General features: G+C 42.4%; 18 protein-coding genes. All 18 read left to right on the top strand.

The window, feature by feature from the left end:
- Positions 1–131 precede the first annotated feature (131 nt).
- The 18 genes from LJE12_RS13910 (at position 132) to LJE12_RS13825 (ending at position 18,170) form a co-directional block, all read left to right on the top strand.
- Positions 132–3,185 carry a VaFE repeat-containing surface-anchored protein gene (locus LJE12_RS13910; RefSeq protein WP_215679585.1) on the top strand — a complete coding sequence of 1,018 codons (3,054 nt, stop codon included), beginning with the start codon at positions 132–134 and terminating at the stop codon, positions 3,183–3,185.
- A gap of 177 nt (positions 3,186–3,362) precedes the next feature.
- A complete protein-coding gene (locus LJE12_RS13905; protein WP_055170582.1) occupies positions 3,363–3,686 on the top strand; it encodes a YdcP family protein in 324 nt (107 codons plus the stop codon).
- Between the two features lie 15 nt (positions 3,687–3,701).
- The gene (locus LJE12_RS13900) at positions 3,702–4,085 is read left to right on the top strand and encodes a YdcP family protein (protein WP_227226942.1); all 384 of its coding nucleotides are present in this window, start codon (positions 3,702–3,704) and stop codon (positions 4,083–4,085) included.
- 89 nt (positions 4,086–4,174) lie between these two features.
- Positions 4,175–4,399: a hypothetical protein gene (locus LJE12_RS13895; RefSeq protein WP_055039113.1), complete on the top strand. Its 225-nt coding sequence runs from the start codon at positions 4,175–4,177 to the stop codon at positions 4,397–4,399.
- Positions 4,400–4,475: 76 nt separating this feature from the next.
- Complete coding sequence (locus LJE12_RS13890) at positions 4,476–5,870, top strand: FtsK/SpoIIIE domain-containing protein (RefSeq protein WP_227226943.1); 1,395 nt, start codon at positions 4,476–4,478, stop codon at positions 5,868–5,870.
- A 158-nt stretch (positions 5,871–6,028) separates the two neighbouring features.
- Positions 6,029–7,261 carry a MobT family relaxase gene (mobT, locus tag LJE12_RS13885; protein WP_118030079.1) on the top strand — a complete coding sequence of 411 codons (1,233 nt, stop codon included), beginning with the start codon at positions 6,029–6,031 and terminating at the stop codon, positions 7,259–7,261.
- Between the two features lie 3 nt (positions 7,262–7,264).
- Positions 7,265–7,399 carry a DUF3789 domain-containing protein gene (locus LJE12_RS13880; RefSeq protein WP_005423185.1) on the top strand — a complete coding sequence of 45 codons (135 nt, stop codon included), beginning with the start codon at positions 7,265–7,267 and terminating at the stop codon, positions 7,397–7,399.
- The gene (locus tag LJE12_RS13875) at positions 7,396–7,617 is read left to right on the top strand and encodes a hypothetical protein (RefSeq protein WP_004844214.1); all 222 of its coding nucleotides are present in this window, start codon (positions 7,396–7,398) and stop codon (positions 7,615–7,617) included. Before LJE12_RS13880 ends, LJE12_RS13875 begins: the two co-directional genes overlap by 4 nt.
- A gap of 5 nt (positions 7,618–7,622) precedes the next feature.
- Positions 7,623–8,114 (top strand): antirestriction protein ArdA, encoded by a 492-nt coding sequence (locus LJE12_RS13870; RefSeq protein WP_117605755.1) that lies wholly within the window; start codon positions 7,623–7,625, stop codon positions 8,112–8,114.
- A 15-nt stretch (positions 8,115–8,129) separates the two neighbouring features.
- Entirely contained in the window at positions 8,130–8,525 is a 396-nt protein-coding gene (locus LJE12_RS13865; protein WP_008371328.1) for a hypothetical protein, read from the top strand.
- A gap of 16 nt (positions 8,526–8,541) precedes the next feature.
- Positions 8,542–9,045, top strand: a complete 504-nt coding sequence (locus LJE12_RS13860; RefSeq protein ID WP_021414682.1) for an antirestriction protein ArdA — start codon at positions 8,542–8,544, stop codon at positions 9,043–9,045.
- Between the two features lie 113 nt (positions 9,046–9,158).
- A complete protein-coding gene (locus LJE12_RS13855; RefSeq protein ID WP_055267320.1) occupies positions 9,159–9,548 on the top strand; it encodes a conjugal transfer protein in 390 nt (129 codons plus the stop codon).
- Positions 9,535–11,988: an ATP-binding protein gene (locus LJE12_RS13850; RefSeq protein ID WP_055267318.1), complete on the top strand. Its 2,454-nt coding sequence runs from the start codon at positions 9,535–9,537 to the stop codon at positions 11,986–11,988. Before LJE12_RS13855 ends, LJE12_RS13850 begins: the two co-directional genes overlap by 14 nt.
- On the top strand, positions 11,985–14,126 hold the full coding sequence (locus LJE12_RS13845) for a type IV secretion system protein (protein ID WP_227226944.1): 2,142 nt from the start codon (positions 11,985–11,987) through the stop codon (positions 14,124–14,126). The genes LJE12_RS13850 and LJE12_RS13845 overlap by 4 nt, the downstream gene beginning before the upstream one ends.
- Positions 14,123–15,130 carry a bifunctional lytic transglycosylase/C40 family peptidase gene (locus LJE12_RS13840; RefSeq protein WP_117605751.1) on the top strand — a complete coding sequence of 336 codons (1,008 nt, stop codon included), beginning with the start codon at positions 14,123–14,125 and terminating at the stop codon, positions 15,128–15,130. The genes LJE12_RS13845 and LJE12_RS13840 overlap by 4 nt, the downstream gene beginning before the upstream one ends.
- A 14-nt stretch (positions 15,131–15,144) precedes the next feature.
- Entirely contained in the window at positions 15,145–16,047 is a 903-nt protein-coding gene (locus LJE12_RS13835) for a conjugal transfer protein (RefSeq protein WP_227226945.1), read from the top strand.
- Positions 16,048–16,263: 216 nt separating this feature from the next.
- On the top strand, positions 16,264–16,938 hold the full coding sequence (locus tag LJE12_RS13830) for a response regulator transcription factor (protein ID WP_020994080.1): 675 nt from the start codon (positions 16,264–16,266) through the stop codon (positions 16,936–16,938).
- Complete coding sequence (locus tag LJE12_RS13825; protein WP_227226946.1) at positions 16,926–18,170, top strand: HAMP domain-containing sensor histidine kinase; 1,245 nt, start codon at positions 16,926–16,928, stop codon at positions 18,168–18,170. Before LJE12_RS13830 ends, LJE12_RS13825 begins: the two co-directional genes overlap by 13 nt.
- Positions 18,171–18,193: the final 23 nt, after the last annotated feature.

Below are 18,193 nucleotides of genomic sequence, written 5' to 3'. Positions count from 1 at the left end.
AGAACAACATTACACAATATAATATGAAGATAAAACAAGCTATCCTACATAGTTCCAGTGTTTTCGATATTTAGGCGTTCAGAAATGAGCGTCTTTTTTCATACCCAAAATCGAAAGGAGAAAGAGAAAATATGAATAAGCTAGTAAAGCGATTGCTGACAGGAACGCTTGCTTTTGCAACTATTCTCACGGCATTACCAGTGACGGCGGTTCATGCTTCCGGCAATCAATACTGGACAGAATCAGCAGAACGTGTCGGCTACATTGAACACGTTATGAATGATGGTTCTATCAAATCTACATTCAATGAGGGACACATGAAAGTTGAGGGCGAAACTGCCTACTGTGTGGACATCAATACCAGTTTCAAGAATGGATATAAAACACGTTCTGACGCAAGCACCCGCATGAGTAGCGATCAGATTGCGGACGTTGCTCTTTCTTTAGAGTACGTCAAGCAATATACCGCTTCTCATACGAACTTAAATTATAAACAAGGTTATCTGTTGGAACAGTGTGTTGTCTGGCAGAGATTGAGTGAACAGCTCGGCTGGCAATGTGATAACGTCAGAGCTTCTTATAATGAAATCTCACAGGCAGTACAGAATGAAGTGTATGCTGGTGCGAAAGCATTTGTGAAAGCGAATAAGGGACGCTATGAATGTGGCGGTTACATCTACACTGGCGAAGGACAGGACATCGGACAGTTCTGGGCGAAGTTAAATGTGGGAAATGCAAAGGTCAAAAAGACTTCTTCCAATCCCACGGTCACAAATGGCAATGCCAACTATTCCTTTGAGGGTGCGACATTTGGTGTCTATTCTGATAAGGGCTGTAACAGCCAGCTTGCTACACTTACTGCCGATGGAAATGGCGATACCAAAGAAGTTGAGGTAAAAGCCGGAACAGTTTACATCAAAGAGCTTTCTGCTCCAAAGGGTTACAAGCTGGATTCTACTGTCCATGCCTTAAATGTGGAAGCTGGAAAAACAGCGACATTGACTGTTGCTGACACTCCAAAGGTCACAGAAACTTTGATTGATTTATTTAAAATCGACATGGAAACAGGAAAATCCACTCCACAGGGAAATGCTTCTTTAGAGGGTGCAGAGTTCACATGGTGTTATTATGACGGATACTACAATGCAGACAATCTTCCTGCAAAGGCTACCCGTACATGGACAACCAAAACCGCTACCGAAAAAGACAGTGACGGAACTATCTATTATGTATCCAGACTTGCTGACAACTACAAAGTATCTGGCGACAGCTTCTATACACAGGACGGTAAAAATGTACTGCCACTTGGTACACTTACTGTCACAGAAACCAAAGCACCAAACGGTTACTTATTAGATGGTGCATATATGCAGGCTGACAGAAGTTCCGAACAGATTAAGGGAACATACCTTACACAGATTTCCGAAGATGGCGAACTTGCCGTACTTTCTGGAAGCAACCAGTATTCCGTATCCGATAAGGTTATCCGTGGCGGTGTAAAAATCCAGAAACGTGACCTTGAAACAAAGGATACCAAAGCACAGGGAAGTGCGACCTTACAGTACACAGAATTTAATATCATTTCCTTAAATGACAGTCCTGTACTGGTTGAGGGAAAATTATACAGCAAGAATGAAACTGTCAAGAAGATTCAGACAGGAATTGACGGAATCGCTTCTACTTCTGCTGATTTACTCCCTTACGGAAATTACAGATTAGAAGAAAGCAAAGCACCAGAGGGTTACTTAACAGACGGTGCAAAAGCAATCGACTTTTCTATCACGGAAGATGGAAAAATCGTGGACTTGACCGACAAATCCCACTCTGTCTACAACCAGATTAAGCGTGGCGATATTGAGGGTGTAAAAATCGGTGCAGGTACGCACAAACGCCTTGCAGGTGTTCCATTCAGAATTACAAGCAAGACAACGGGAGAATCCCATATTGTAGTCACGGACAAAAACGGTCAGTTCTCCACTGCTTCAAGCTGGGCTTCCCACAAGGTCAATACCAATGCCGGAAAATCCAGTGAAGACGGTGTATGGTTTGGTACATCTGAACCAGACGACAGCAAAGGTGCATTACTTTATGATACCTATGTGATTGAGGAATTAAAGTGTGATTCCAACGCCGGATTTAAGCTGATTCCAGCCTTTGAGGTGGTCGTATCCAGAAATAAAGTGACCATAGATTTAGGGACACTGACCGATGAATACGAAAAAGAAATCACAATCCATACCACAGCTACCGACAAGAAAACAGGCGAAAAAATGATTGTTGCCGGAAAAGACATCAAGATCGTGGACAAAGTCACACTTGATGGCTTGGAAACTGGAACAAAATATAAACTTTCCGGCTGGCAGATGTTAAAGGAAGAAAACGCCGAACTTCTGATTAACGGGAAACGTGTAGACAGTGATTACACATTCACTGCTGACAGCGAAAAAATGACGGTTGAGATTACTTACAGTTTTGATGGTTCAGCTTTTGGCGGTCAGAACCTTGTTACCTTTGAGGAATTGTACGATATGAGCAATCCGAAAGAGCCTGTTAAGGTTGCCGAACATAAGGACATCAACGATGATGGACAGACCGTTCTTATCACAGAACGTATCATTAAAATCCATACGACCGCTACGGACAAGAACGGCAAGAAAGAAATTGAAGCCGGAAAAGATGTAACGATTGTGGATAAGGTCACATTAGATGGTCTGGAAGTTGGAACAAAATACAAACTTTCCGGCTGGCAGATGTTAAAAGAGGAAAATGCCGAACTTCTGATTGATGGAAAGAAAGTATCCAATGATTATGAGTTCACAGCCGACAGTGAAAAAATGACGGTTGAGATTGCCTTTACCTTTGATGGTTCTTCTCTTGGTGGCAAGAGTCTTGTTACCTTTGAGGAATTATATGATATGACCAATCCAGACGAACCAAAGAAAGTGACGGAACATAAGGACATCACAGACGATGGACAGACTGTGACAATCAAGGAAGTGCCGGAAGTCCCAGACACACCAAAGGATACCGACACGCCGGATACACCATCTACGGTTACTAAGACAAGTGACAGCCCAAAAACAGGCGACAATACCAATATCTATGCTTACCTTGCCATGCTCGGTCTTTCCTGCGTAGGACTTGGCGGTATGCTTTACTTCAAACGCCGTAGAAAGAAATCATAAGACGGTAATGTAGCAGTTGGTGGAACGTTCAAGGTCGCCACCCTTTTTGCAACTTCACGCTCCCGTGAAGCTCTGATTTACGGGGGCGTGAAGTCCACTAGGGGCGTGGGGAGTGTAGCTCCACACAAAGTACAGCAGGAAAGAACTTACAAATAGAAAGAAAAGAGGTCAATTATTATGGAATTAAGATTTGTCGTACCAAATATGGAAAAGACATTCGGAAACTTGGAGTTTGCCGGAGAAAATACTACGGAACAGCAGAGAATCAACGGGCGTATGGCTGTCATTAACAGAAGCTATAACCTGTATTCCGATGTGCAGAGAGCCGATGATGTTGTCGTTGTGCTTCCTGCCAAAGCTGGCGAAAAACATTTCTCGCCGGAGCAGAAAGTAAAACTTATCAACCCACGAATCACTACCGATGGTTATAAAATCGGGGAACGTGGATTTGTCAATTATATCCTGCTTGCAGACGATATGTTACCAGCAGAAAGTAAATAAGGGGGTATTCAGATTATGAGATTAGCAAATGGAATCGTCATTGATAAAGAAAAGACTTTTGGAGTATTAAAGTTCTCCGCATTACGTCGTGAAGTTCATGTACAGAATGAAGATGGCTCGGTCAGTGAGGAAATCAAAGAACGTACCTACGATTTGAAGTGCAACACACAGGGACGTATGATACAGGTGTCAGTTCCGGCGACTATTCCGTTAAAGGATTATGATTATAATGCCGAAGTGGAACTTATCAATCCTGTTGCGGATACAGTGGCTAATGCAAATTACCGTGGTGCAGATGTGGACTGGTATGTAAAGGCAGATGACATTGTTCCGAAGAACAAAGGCACTCGTGCCGGAAATCCACAGAACAATGCTCCACAGCAACCACCGAAGAAATAAATTCACAATTTAGATTTTCATTGTACTGGTCAAGTGTAATTGATATAATGTATTAAATAATTAAATCGAAACTCGGGGAGGAAAATCAAATGAAAATAGGAAAAGTTGAAATTAGCTCATGCCCATATTGTGAAGGAACTGATATTAGATACGGATACCAAAGTGGTGATTGCAGGTTGTATGGAGCGTCAGGCTTCTTAGATAATCAAGAACCGATACATCATTTAGTATGTGCTGAATGTGGTGCAATTATTTTTACATGGGTAACTAATCCTAGAAAATATTCTAAAACTATTCCAGAACGAGCTATTTAAGTTTAATACTTATATTCGCAAAGCAGTTAGTCTACACGATTGACTGCTTTTCTTATGTCCAAAGAAAGGAGTTTTAATGAAAGTATGGGCGTTTAAAGGTAACAGGATTCGTGCCAGTGACAAATCGCTGGTCTATCACTTCTGTATTGGCTGGCTGTTGCTCCTGTTTGTTGCGGTGTTCCTGCTACTGAACCTGCGACAGCTTGTTGTTACCGACTGGAAAGATTTTAACCTGCTCCATGCCGGAATTACTTGGACTGTTTACAATTCCATTACGGTTCTGATAGCGACTGGTGTTTGTGCATTGGTCGCTTTTCTCTACTACCGTTACGGATATGACCGTATCAAGCGGTTGCTCCACAGGCAAAAACTGGCTCGTATGGTGCTGGAAAATAAGTGGTATGAAGCAGAAAACACCAAAGACAGCGTTTTTTTCACTGACCTGCAAAGCAGATCAAGAGAAAAAATCGTGTGGTTTCCAAAAATCTACTACCAGATGAACAATGGCTTGCTCCATATCCTATGTGAAATCACAATGGGAAAATATCAAGAACAGCTCCTGTCCTTAGAGGATAAGCTGGAATCGGGGCTGTACTGTGAACTGACCGACAAGACAATGCATGACGGCTATATCGAATATACCCTGCTCTATGATATGATAGCGAACCGTATTTCGATTGATGAAGTGATTGCTGAAAACGGCGGTCTGCGGTTAATGAAAAATCTGGTGTGGGAATATGATTCACTTCCCCATGCCCTTATCTGCGGTGGTACTGGTGGTGGAAAGACCTATTTTCTGCTGACCATCATTGAAGCCCTGCTAAGAACCAATGCGGATTTATATATTCTTGACCCGAAGAACGCTGACCTTGCAGACTTGGGAACGGTCATGGGAAATGTCTACCACACAAAAGACGATATGATTGACTGCGTCAATGTCTTTTATGAGGGCATGGTCACACGCTCGAAAGAAATGAAACTGCACCCGAACTACCGCACAGGGGAAAACTATGCCTATCTGGGGCTTGCTCCACAGTTCCTTATCTTTGATGAATATGTGGCGTTCTTGGAAATGCTCACGACAAAGGAAAGCACCGCCCTGTTAAGCCAGCTAAAGAAAATTGTCATGCTCGGCAGACAGGCTGGATACTTTCTAATTGTGGCTTGCCAGCGTCCAGACGCAAAGTATTTCGGGGACGGTATCAGAGATAACTTCAACTTCCGTGTGGGGCTTGGTCGCATGAGTGAACTCGGTTACGGTATGCTCTTTGGAAGTGATGTGAAAAAGCAGTTTTTCCAGAAGCGAATCAAAGGGCGTGGATACTGTGATATGGGAACAAGTGTCATATCAGAATTTTACACTCCCCTTGTACCCAAAGGCTATGATTTCTTAGGTACGATTGGGAAACTTACACACATAAGGCAGGACGGACAAGTGGCGTGCGAAGCGAAAGCCACAGGTACGGACTAGCCTTGCTGGTGTGGCGGTAGCCACGCCAGCATATATCAAGCCCCTCGGTATCTAACAGAGGGGCACAAATCACAAGGAAACATACACAAAAGTTACCGATTCTTGGCTGAAATCAAGCATTTGGTAGCTTTTTTTACTGCTGTGACATCGGATATAAAATGTCACAGTTTTTTCGTAAAGGGGGTATCGCACTGAATGATACAGAGTGGATACAGGATTTTGCAGACAGACGTTTGCAGTACGGTGTATCCCAGACGAAACTTGCGGTCATGGCTGGAATCAGCCGTGAACATTTAAGCCGTATCGAATCCGGCAAGGTGGCAGTCACAGAAGAAATGAAAGTGAAACTTTTGGAAGCTCTGGAAAAATTCAATCCAGAAGCACCGCTTACCATGCTGTTTGATTATGTGAGGATACGGTTTCCGACACTGGATATTGAACATATCATCAAAGATATTTTACAGCTCAATATTCAGTACATGATACATGAGGACTTCGGGCATTACAGTTATACAGAACACTACTACATCGGAGATATTTTCGTATATACTTCTCCCGATGAAGAAAAAGGTGTCCTACTGGAACTGAAAGGAAAAGGCTGTCGCCAGTTTGAAAGTTATCTGCTGGCACAGGAACGGAGCTGGTATGACTTCCTTATGGACGCTCTGGTGGACGGTGGTGTGATGAAACGCCTTGACCTTGCCATCAATGACCATACGGGAATGTTAGATATTCCAGAACTGACCGAAAAATGCCGGAATGAGGAATGTGTATCAGTGTTCCGTTCCTTTAAGTCCTATGCTTCCGGCGAACTGGTCAAGCATGAGGAACAGGACAAGGCTGGTATGGGCTATACACTTTATATCGGCTCATTGAAAAGTGAGGTGTACTTCTGTGTTTATGAAAAAAGCTATGAGCAGTACATCAAACTTGGGATTCCCATTGAGGAAGCACCGATAAAAAACAGATTTGAAATACGGTTAAAAAATGAACGTGCTTATTATGCTGTCCGTGACCTGTTGACTTACTATGACGCTGAACGGACGGCATTTTCTATTATCAACCGTTATGTACGCTTTGTGGATAAGGAAGCAGACAAGAAACGGAGCGACTGGAAATTATCTGTCCGCTGGGCGTGGTTCATCGGGGAAAACAGAGAGCCGTTAAAGCTCACGACCAAACCCGAACCCTACACACTGGACAGAACCCTACGCTGGATTCAACGGCAGGTTGACCCGACACTCAAAATGCTGGAAACAATCACAGCGAAAACAGGGATTGATTATCTGAAAGAAATCCGTAAATCCACGAAACTGACGGAAAAGCACTACAAGATAATCGAACAACAGACCACATCAACCGAAGATGTGATTTTAGAAAAGGAGAATTGAAAAATGCAACGATTATTATTTGACTTCCTGTTCTTCTCTTTAGGTGGAACAGTTGGCGTGATTGCCATGTGTATTTTACAGGCTGGCAGACAGTCTGACCGAAAAATGATGGAACTGAAAGGAGAAAAGAAAGTATGAATTTTGGACAGAACCTTTATAACTGGTTTTTAAGCAACGCACAGAGCCTTGTGCTGATGGCGATTGTTGTTATCGGTATCTACTTGGGATTCAAGCGTGAGTTTTCCAAACTTATCGGATTCTTGGTAGTTGCCTTAGTAGCCGTTGGTCTTGTATTCAATGCGTCCGGCGTAAAAGACGTATTGTTACAGTTATTCAATAAGATTATTGGAGCGTAAAGCCTATGGAAGAATGTAGCGTATTGATTGAAACGACTAAATCAGCAGAGAATAAAACCTCTCGCTGGTTTGATTTACCCATTGATTATGAGCTGTTCCGTGACCTGCTCGGCGTGGAAGCTGACAGTGGCGATTATCAAATCACAGATATGAAGCTCCCTTTTGCTGGCGACATTGTAAGGACAACTTCTGTCAGACGGTTAAACAAGCTGTACTTTGCTTACACGGATTTATCGCCAGAAGTTCAGCAGGCATACAAAGAGTTGATTCCCTATTGTGGCGGTGTAGAGGATTTATTGCAGAAATCAGAAGAATTTCTATTTTATCCAGAGTGCCACAACATCATGGACGTTGCCCGTTACCGCTTGGAGCATAACATTGAATTTTCTGCTCTTTCCGAAAAAGGAAAGAAATATTTTAATCTGGAAGCCTACGCCCATGAACTGGAAGAAAAAGGACGTTATGCTGTCTGCAACAACGGTATGTTCAAACTTTGACAGGTGGTATTGCTTATGGCAGAAATGAAAGTATTTGTTATCAATCTTGATGAACAGGAAAAAGATACAGGCTGTGCGTGGTTTACACTTCCCTGCAACATAGAAGCATTAAAACAATCCATTGGTTTACCGCCGGACAGTGACCGTTATCTTATCAGTGATTATGATTTTCCTTTTGAAATCCTGCAAGATACAGACCTCGACTTGCTAAATAATGTCTGCCTTGCAATTTCAGAGAGTGAAATCCCACACGAAGATATACCTGCAATTCAAAGAGAATGGTTTTCAAATCTGCAAGAGCTGGAAGCCGGACTTTGCAATATTACATACCATCGGAACTGTTCAGATATGGAAGAAACATCAGAACATTTCCTGTGTGTGCATGGCAGATTTTATGAATACAATGAGTGAAAGGAAGTGACCGTTTATGATTGATGATATGCAAGTCTATATAGCCAATCTTGGCAAGTACAATGAGGGAGAACTGGTCGGGGACTGGTTCTCTTTTCCGTTGGACGAAGAAGTGATTGCAGAACGTATCGGCTTAAATGCAGAGTACGAAGAATACGCAATCCATGATACGGACAACTTCCCGATGGAGATTAGCGAATACATTTCCATCGAAGAACTGAACCGTATCTATGAGCAGTTGGAAGAATTACCGGATTACCTGCTGGACGACTTGGACAGTTTTATATCCTGCTATGGAAGTCTGGAAGAACTGGTGGAACATAAGGACGACATCATTCTGTATTCCGGCTGTGAAACGATGACCGATTTAGCCTACTATCTGATTGATGAAGAACAGATACTCGGAGAAATCCCGTCCTCTTTACAGAACTATATCGACTATGAAGCCTACGGGCGTGACCTCGATATAGAGGGGACATTTATTGCAACAAACGCTGGTATCTGTGAGGTACTGCGTTAAGGGCTGGCAGATCAGCACCGCCACTGGTGCTACTGTCAGCTTTTCTCTTGGGGGCAGTCTGGAAAATCCGGCTGTCCCTGTTGTTAGGAAAATGAAGAAAGGAGCATTTACAAGTGAAGAAAATCCGAAGTTATACAAGTATCTGGAACGTGGAAAAGGTACTGTATGCCATCAATGATGTAAACCTGCCATTCCCTGTGACCTTTACCCAGATTACATGGTTCGTGCTGACGGAATTTATCATCATTCTGTTTGCAGATGTACCGCCACTTTCCATGATTGAGGGTGCGTTTTTGAAATATTTCGGGATTCCCGTTGCCCTTACATGGTTTATGTCACAGAAAACCTTTGACGGGAAAAAGCCATACAGTTACATCAAGACGATGATTCTGTATGCCCTGCGTCCCAAAGTGACTTATGCCGGAAAAGCCGTGAACCTGCATAAGCAGAAATTTGAGGAAACTATCACGGCAGTAAGGAGTGTGACCTATGTTCCCGATTAAATATATCGACAATAACCTTGTCTGGAATAAGGACAATGAGGTGTTCGCCTACTATGAGCTGATGCCGTACAACTATTCGTTCTTATCTCCAGAGCAGAAATACCTTGTGCATGACAGCTTCCGTCAGCTTATCGCACAGTCCCGTGAGGGAAAGATTCATGCGTTGCAGATTGCAACCGAAAGTTCAATCCGAAGCATACAGGAACAGTCAAAGAAGCTGGTAACGGGAAAATTAAAGGAAGTCGCCTATCAGAAAATAGACGACCAGACCGAAGCCCTTGTATCCATAATAGGCGACAATCAAGTTGATTACCGTTTCTTTCTGGGATTCAAGCTCATGGTCACAGAGGACGAAGTCAATCTGAAGAACATCAAAAAAATGGTATTTCTGACATTCCGTGAGTTTTTGAATGAGGTAAGGCACACGCTGATGAATGACTTTGTTTCCATGAGCAATGATGAAATCAACCGTTATGCGAAGATGGAAAAACTGCTGGAAAACAAAATCTCCCGTAGGTTCAAAATCCGCCGACTGGAAGCCAAAGACTTTGCGTATCTGATGGAACACCTCTACGGCAGGGACGGGATAGCCTATGAAGATTATGAGTATCCTCTTCCAAAAAGAAAATTAAAAAGAGAAACACTGATTAAGTATTATGACCTTATCCGTCCTACCCGTTGCGTGGTGGAAGAAAGCCAGCGATATTTGCGTCTGGAACATGAGGATAGTGAAAGCTATGTGTCCTACTTTACGGTCAATGCGATTGTCGGAGAACTGGACTTCCCATCATCGGAAATCTTTTATTTCCAGCAACAGCAGTTCACATTCCCTGTGGATACGTCCATGAATGTTGAGATTGTCGGAAATAAGAAAGCCTTAACCACTGTCCGTAATAAGAAAAAGGAATTAAAGGACTTGGACAATCACGCCTATCAAGCCGGAAACGAAACAAGTTCAAATGTGGTGGAAGCCTTAGACAGTGTCGATGAACTGGAAACAGATTTAGACCAGAGCAAGGAAAGTATGTACAAGTTAAGTTACGTCATACGGGTATCTGCACCCGATCTTGACGAACTGAAACGCCGTTGTGATGAAGTCAAGGACTTTTACGATGATTTGAACGTGAAGCTGGTACGTCCTGCCGGAGATATGATGGGACTGCATGGAGAGTTTCTTCCAGCCAGCAAGCGTTATATCAATGATTATATCCAGTATGTGAAATCCGATTTTTTAGCCGGACTTGGCTTCGGTGCTACCCAGATGTTGGGCGAAAATACAGGAATCTATATCGGATATTCCGTGGATACAGGAAGAAATGTCTACCTGCAACCGTCCCTTGCCAGTCAAGGGGTAAAAGGTACGGTCACAAATGCGTTGGCTTCTGCTTTTGTCGGTTCGCTTGGCGGTGGAAAATCATTCTGTAATAACCTGCTGGTGTATTATTCCGTCCTGTTCGGGGGACAGGCAGTTATCCTAGACCCGAAAAGTGAGCGTGGAAACTGGAAAGAAACACTGCCGGAGATTGCAGAGGAAATCAACATTGTAAACATTACCAGTGATTCCAGCAATCAAGGGCTGTTAGACCCGTATGTGATTATGAAAGATGTCAAGGACGCTGAAAGTCTTGCCATTGATATTCTGACATTTCTTACAGGTATCAGCAGTCGTGATGGCGAAAAGTTCCCTGTCCTTAGAAAAGCTGTCCGTACCGTATCCCAGAACCAGAACCACGGGCTGTTGCAGGTCATTGAAGAACTGCGGAAAGAGGATACCGCCGTATCCCGTAACATTGCAGACCATATCGAAAGTTTTACCGACTATGATTTTGCACAGCTTTTATTCTCGGACGGTTCGGTGGAAAATGCAATCAGTCTGGATAACCAGCTCAATATCATACAGGTTGCAGATTTGGTTCTGCCGGATAAGGATACTACCTTTGAGGAATACACGACCATTGAACTGTTGTCGGTATCCATCTTAATTGTTATCAGCACCTTTGCCCTTGATTTCATTCACAGTGACCGAAGCATTTTTAAAATCGTGGACTTGGACGAAGCATGGGCGTTCTTAAATGTGGCACAGGGAGAAACACTATCAAATAAGCTGGTGCGTGCTGGTAGAGCCATGAACGCCGGAGTCTATTTCGTGACACAATCCTCTGGGGACGTATCGAAAGAAAGTCTGAAAAATAACATCGGCTTAAAGTTTGCGTTCCGCTCCACAGATACCAATGAAATCAAACAGACCTTAGAGTTTTTCGGACTGGACAGTGAGGACGAAAATAACCAGAAACGATTGAGGGATTTGGAGAACGGACAATGCTTAATGCAGGATTTATACGGGCGTGTCGGTGTGGTACAGATACACCCTGTTTTTGTAGAACTGCTCCATGCCTTTGATACCAGACCGCCGATAAAAAGTGAGGTGGATTTGGAATGATGAAATCTGTCACAAAAGAAAAGGTATTCCATGTACTGAAACTGGTTCTGCTTTCCGTGACCGTCACACTGGTACTGCTGTCCCTGCTTGGGACGGTAGCTCATGCGTCTGGACTGGTCGATGATACGGTCAATGCAGACAACCTATATTCAAAGTATCCGCTTTCTAACTATCAGCTTGATTTCTATGTGGACAATAGCTGGTCATGGCTTCCGTGGAACTGGCTGGACGGCATTGGGAAATCAGTGCAGTACGGGCTTTACTGTATCACAAATTTTGTCTGGACAATCAGCCTGTATCTTAGCAATGCCACAGGATATGTGGTGCAACAGGCGTATAAGCTGGACTTTATCAATGACATGGCTGACAGTATCGGGAAAAGTATCCAGACACTTGCCGGAGTGACCGAACATGGATTTTCCAGCAGTGGATTCTATGTGGGATTCCTGCTCATTATCATTCTGATTGTAGGTGTTTATACCGCCTATACAGGACTTCTCAAACGGGAAACAAGCAAGGCGCTACACGCCGTTATCAACTTTGTGGTGGTGTTCATTGTGTCTGCGTCCTTTATTGCTTATGCTCCCAACTATATCCAGAAAATCAATGATTTCAGTTCGGACATCAGCACCGCTTCTCTGGACTTGGGGACAAAAATCATGCTCCCCGATTCACAAAGTAAAGGCAAAGACAGCGTAGACCTTATCCGTGACAGCCTGTTTGCGATACAGGTAGAAAAACCGTGGCTGTTGTTGCAGTTCGGGAACAGCGATACCGAAGAAATCGGGACTGACCGTGTAGAAGCTCTGGTATCTGCCAGCCCGTCCGATGAAGATGGGGAAACAAGGGAAAATATTGTGAAAACAGAGATTGAGGATAACGACAATGACAACCTTACCATTCCACAGGTCGTCAACCGTCTTGGCATGGTGTTCTTCCTGCTCATTTTCAATCTCGGTATCACAATCTTTATCTTCCTGCTTACCGGCATGATGTTATTTTCCCAGATACTTTTTATCATATATGCCATGTTTTTACCTGTCAGCTTTTTGCTGTCCATGATACCGACCTATGAGAACATGGCGAAACAGGCAGTTGTCCGTGTGTTCAACGCCATTATGACAAGAGCCGGAATCACACTGATTGTGACCGTGGCATTTTCGATTTCCAGTATGTTCTACAACATTTCCACGGATTACCCGTTCTTCATGGTGGCATTTTTGCAGATAATCTGTTTTGCCGGAATCTACATGAAACTCGGAGAACTAATGAGTATGTTCAGCCTGAATGCCAATGACAGCCAGCAGATAGGTCGCCGGATATTCCGTAGACCGATGGTGTTCATGCGACACAGGGCAAGACGTATGGAACGCCGACTTGCAAGGGCTGTGGGTACAGGAAGTATGGTCGGAGCTGGTGCAGTCGCTGGTTCTGCTTATAATCACTCTCGTTCTACACATAAAAATACGCCAGCCAGACCACAAAGGAATAATGAGGTTTCCATGGGAAGCCGTGTTGGTTCTGCGGTAGGTGCTGTAATGGATACGAAAAATAAAGTCCGTGACAGTGCTTCTTCTCTGAAAGAAAATGTGAAAGACTTGCCGACACAGGCTGGTTATGCTGTCCACTCTGCCAAACAAAAAGCAAAGGATAACGTATCTGACTTTAAGCGTGGCGTTGTGGAAGAACGGGAAAACCGACAGGAACAGCGTACACAGAAACGTAACCTGCACAGGGAAAATATCTCACAGAAAAAGCAGGAATTACAGAAAGCACAGGAAGCAAGGCAGACAGTTCATGCGAATGGATCAGCGACAGCCGGAGCTACCAGAAGCCATGAACGCCCTGTTGCCACACCTGTTCCAAAACCTGCACAGACCGATACAGTTACTAAGCCGGATATGAAACGTCCTGTTACTTCTTCTGTGATAAAAAATGCAGAAGTCAAGGCTGGAAAAGAAAATGTCCGAACCAATATCAGACAGGAACAACAGGTCAAATCGGTTGCCAGAACGAATCAGTCAAACGTAGCGGAATCCAGAAGTAATCAAAAGAAAACAACCGTACAGAAACAGGTCAACCAAAAACAAAATCGTAAGACTGTTACGAAGCAACCAGAGAAAGGACGGAAGAAATGAGATTAAAGCGTATCCTTATCATAGGTACGATATTCCCAGTCCTTTTCTCCCTCGTCCTCTTTTTCGGGATACTGATTTCCGGCGAAGATGACGACAGTTCCAACAGCTATTCGCCTGTCTATTCTGGCATGAACCTGTCAGCCGATGTCCTCAAACATCAGCCGATGGTAGAAAGATACGCCAGAGAAAACGGTATCTCGGAGTATGTGAACGTCCTGCTTGCCATCATACAGGTGGAAAGTGGCGGTACGGCTACCGATGTTATGCAGTCCAGTGAAAGTCTGGGACTACCGCCAAACTCATTAAGTACAGAAGAATCCATTAAGCAGGGGTGTAAATATTTTGCGTCCCTGCTTTCTTCCTGTAAAGCCAAAGGTATGAATGACATTAACGTGGTCATTCAATCTTATAACTATGGTGGTGGCTATGCAGACTATGTGGCGAAGAACGGGAAAAAGCACAGCTTCAACCTTGCAGAGAATTTCGCAAAGAATAAATCCGGCGGTGCAAAAGTAACTTATACGAACCCAATAGCGGTCAGTAAAAATGGTGGCTGGCGTTATAACTACGGGAATATGTTCTATGTGGAGCTGGTCAACCAATATCTGACTGTGAAGCAGTTCAGCAACGAAACGGTACAGGCGGTTATGAATGAAGCATTGAAGTATCAAGGCTGGAAATATGTCTATGGTGGCAGTAACCCGAACACCTCTTTTGACTGTTCTGGACTTACCCAGTGGTGCTACGGAAAAGCCGGAATCAGCCTGCCACGAACTGCACAGGCACAGTATGACGCAACCCAGCATATCCCATTGTCACAGGCACAGGCTGGCGATTTGGTCTTTTTCCATTCCACCTACAATACCAGTGATTATGTTACACATGTAGGAATCTATGTAGGAAACAATCAGATGTATCATGCCGGAAATCCAATTGGCTATACTGATTTGACCTCTGCCTACTGGCAACAGCACATCATTTGTGCTGGAAGAATCAAACAATAGAAAGGACTTGAAATATGTTTAAGAAGAAAGAAAAAACAGAGAAAGCACCTAAGAATAAGAAAGTGCGTACCATGAAAGTCGGGACGCATAAGAAATCTGTCCTGCTGTTGTGGGCGGTGCTTCTGGCAAGCACCAGTTTTGGTGTGTATAAGAACTTTACTGCCATTGACACCCACACGGTACATGAAAAAGAAATCATTCAGCTAAGATTGAACGATACCAACGGTATTGAAAATTTCGTCAAGAACTTTGCGAAAGCCTACTACTCATGGGATACCAGCAAGGAAGCCATTGAAGCAAGGACAACGGAAATCAGTAAATACCTTACCAAAGAATTACAGGATTTGAACGCCGATACCATCAGAACGGACATACCAACCAGTGCGACCGTTACAAATGTGCTGGTCTGGAATGTGGAACAGTCTGGAATGAACGATTTTACCGTTGCCTACGAAGTAGATCAGCAGGTAAAAGAGGGAGAACAGACACAGGCAGTCACAGAAAACTACACCGTGACCGTTCATGTGGATAAGGACGGTGCAATGGTCATTACCCAGAATCCAACCCTTGCTCCGGCGGTACAGAAATCAAAGTATGAACCGAAAGTACAGGAAGCAGATGTCAGTGTCAGTTCCGACACAGTCAAGGACGCTACCGCTTTCTTGGAAACATTCTTTAAGCTGTATCCGACAGCTACGGAAAAAGAACTTGCCTATTACGTCAAAGACGGTGTGCTTGCTCCTGTTTCCGGCGACTATGTATTTTCGGAACTGGTAAACCCTGTCTTTACCAAAGACGGCGATAACCTCAAGGTCAGTGTGTCTGTGAAGTATCTGGATAACAAGTCGAAAATGACACAAATCTCACAGTATGAGCTTATGCTTCATAAGGACGATAACTGGAAGATTGTAGAATAAATAATCAAGGCTTGCGTCATAAACCGTATAGTATGCTCCGCAAGCCTCATTTCGGTATGATTTGCAAGCTGATTAATATAGTTGTTACATTTCGTTTAAGAGATTATAATAATTAAAATAGCTAAAATCTATCAATTTTTAACAGTAGTATGTGGACATAGTTGATAAAAAATTGCTTTTTCAATGATAAGATATATTTCTAAGGAGGAACGAGATATGGCACAGAGCATTTTGATTGTAGACGACGAAAGAGATATTGTATCAATGCTAAATCAATATTTTTGCAAAATTGGTTATGTAGTATACACAGCAATTAACGGAAAAGAAGCACTGAATGCAATCACAAAACATCCAGATATTATTTTATTAGATATAAATATGCCAGATATGAATGGTTTTACAATTTGTGAAAAAATCAGGAATTTTGTGTCCTGTCCTATTATTTTTTTAACAGCTCGGATTGAGGACTGTGATAAAATCAAAGGATTTGCTGTCGGTGGTGACGACTATGTTGTAAAGCCTTTCTCCGTTGATGAATTAGAAGCCAGAGTTGCTGCACATTTGCGGAGAGAAAAAAGACATGGTTCGTCCGCAATAGTTCAGTTCGATAATAATATAGTAATTGATTATTCATCACGAGTTGTTTTTTATAGAAATGCTGAAATAAATTTTACGAAGAAAGAGTTTGATATTATTGAATTTCTTTCACAAAACAAGGGGATTATTTTTGATCGTGAGACAATTTATGAAAAAGTATGGGGCTTAGATGGTTCTGGCGACAATTCTGTTATTACAGAACATATACGCCGGATAAGAACAAAATTCCTTTCTATAGGCGACAATCCTTATATAGAAACTGTCTGGGGGTGCGGATATAAATGGAAAAAGTAAGGCGAAAAAATTCAAGGCATTATATTGACAACATGAGTATTAAAAATTCGTTTGTTTTTTATGCTCTTATTTCCTTAGTGATTGGTATTGTAATAGGTGTTATATCTATTACTCTTGTAGATGATTACAGAATAAACCTTAACTATAAATATGAGGACATGACAACAAGGTATGATATACCTGAAAATGGTTCATTTACAGCGAAATATAACAAAGACCAAACAGAATACACAATATATAATGCAAGTGAAAAGGAAGTATGTAATTTTGTTGTAGACTATCAAAAGGAACGTCCAGTACAAGAATATATTTATCCTAATCATGTTTCTTACATTGAAGTTTCACCAAAGTTTACTAAACATGATAGAATTGTGGATTCTGCTCTAGGTGTGGTTAATATTGTCACCATTCCTATTGTTCTTTCAATTAGCATGATTCTTTGTGTGACTATCTTTGTAAACCGAAAATTAGTAAGACCCATAAAGTTACTGACGAATGCATACAGAAAAGTCGAAAACAACGAACTGGATTTTACGTTGCCTTACCCTTATAAAGACGAGATGGGGAGGCTGTGTCTTGCATTTGAGAAGATGAAAAATTGTTTATATCAAAACAACCAAAAAATGATACGGCAATTTACTGAACAAAGGAGATTAAATGCTGCTTTTTCACATGATTTACGCACGCCTTTAACAATACTAAAAGGACATACCACAATGTTGTTATCATTTATTCCCAAAGGATTAGTTTCTCAACAGGAGGTACTCGACGAATTATCAACAGTACGCAACAATGTGGAACGGCTTGAAAAATACGTTAGTGCTATGACAAACTTATACCGTTTAGAAGATATAGAAATCGAAAAAGAAAACATAAACTTTGACTTCTTATTAAAAACCTTATCAAATACAACGGAAATGCTCTGTTCTGATATAGAATATACGATTAAAACAAATTGTAATAAACAGCAAACTCTATTTATCAATCTTGAAATTATCATACAAATTTATGAAAACCTGTTGTCTAATAGCATTAGATATGCTAAGTCGATGATAGCTATTGATGTAAATAAACAGGAGGAATTTTTATTGATTACGGTCTCTGACGATGGCTGTGGTTTCAAAAGTACGGATATAGAACGTGTAACATTACCATTTTATAAACCATCGCAAGATACTACGTCTGAACATCTAGTGCTGTATCCGGTTAGTAACAATACTTTACAGTACTGAAAAAATTTGCTATACTCCATCAA

Origin of the sequence: Blautia sp. DFI.6.71 (assembly GCF_020593585.1) — a bacterium.
Taxonomy (GTDB): Bacteria; Bacillota; Clostridia; order Lachnospirales; family Lachnospiraceae; genus Blautia_A; species Blautia_A wexlerae.
The sequence above is the reverse complement of the archived record's forward strand: the minus strand, read 5'-3'. Positions and strand labels throughout refer to the sequence as shown.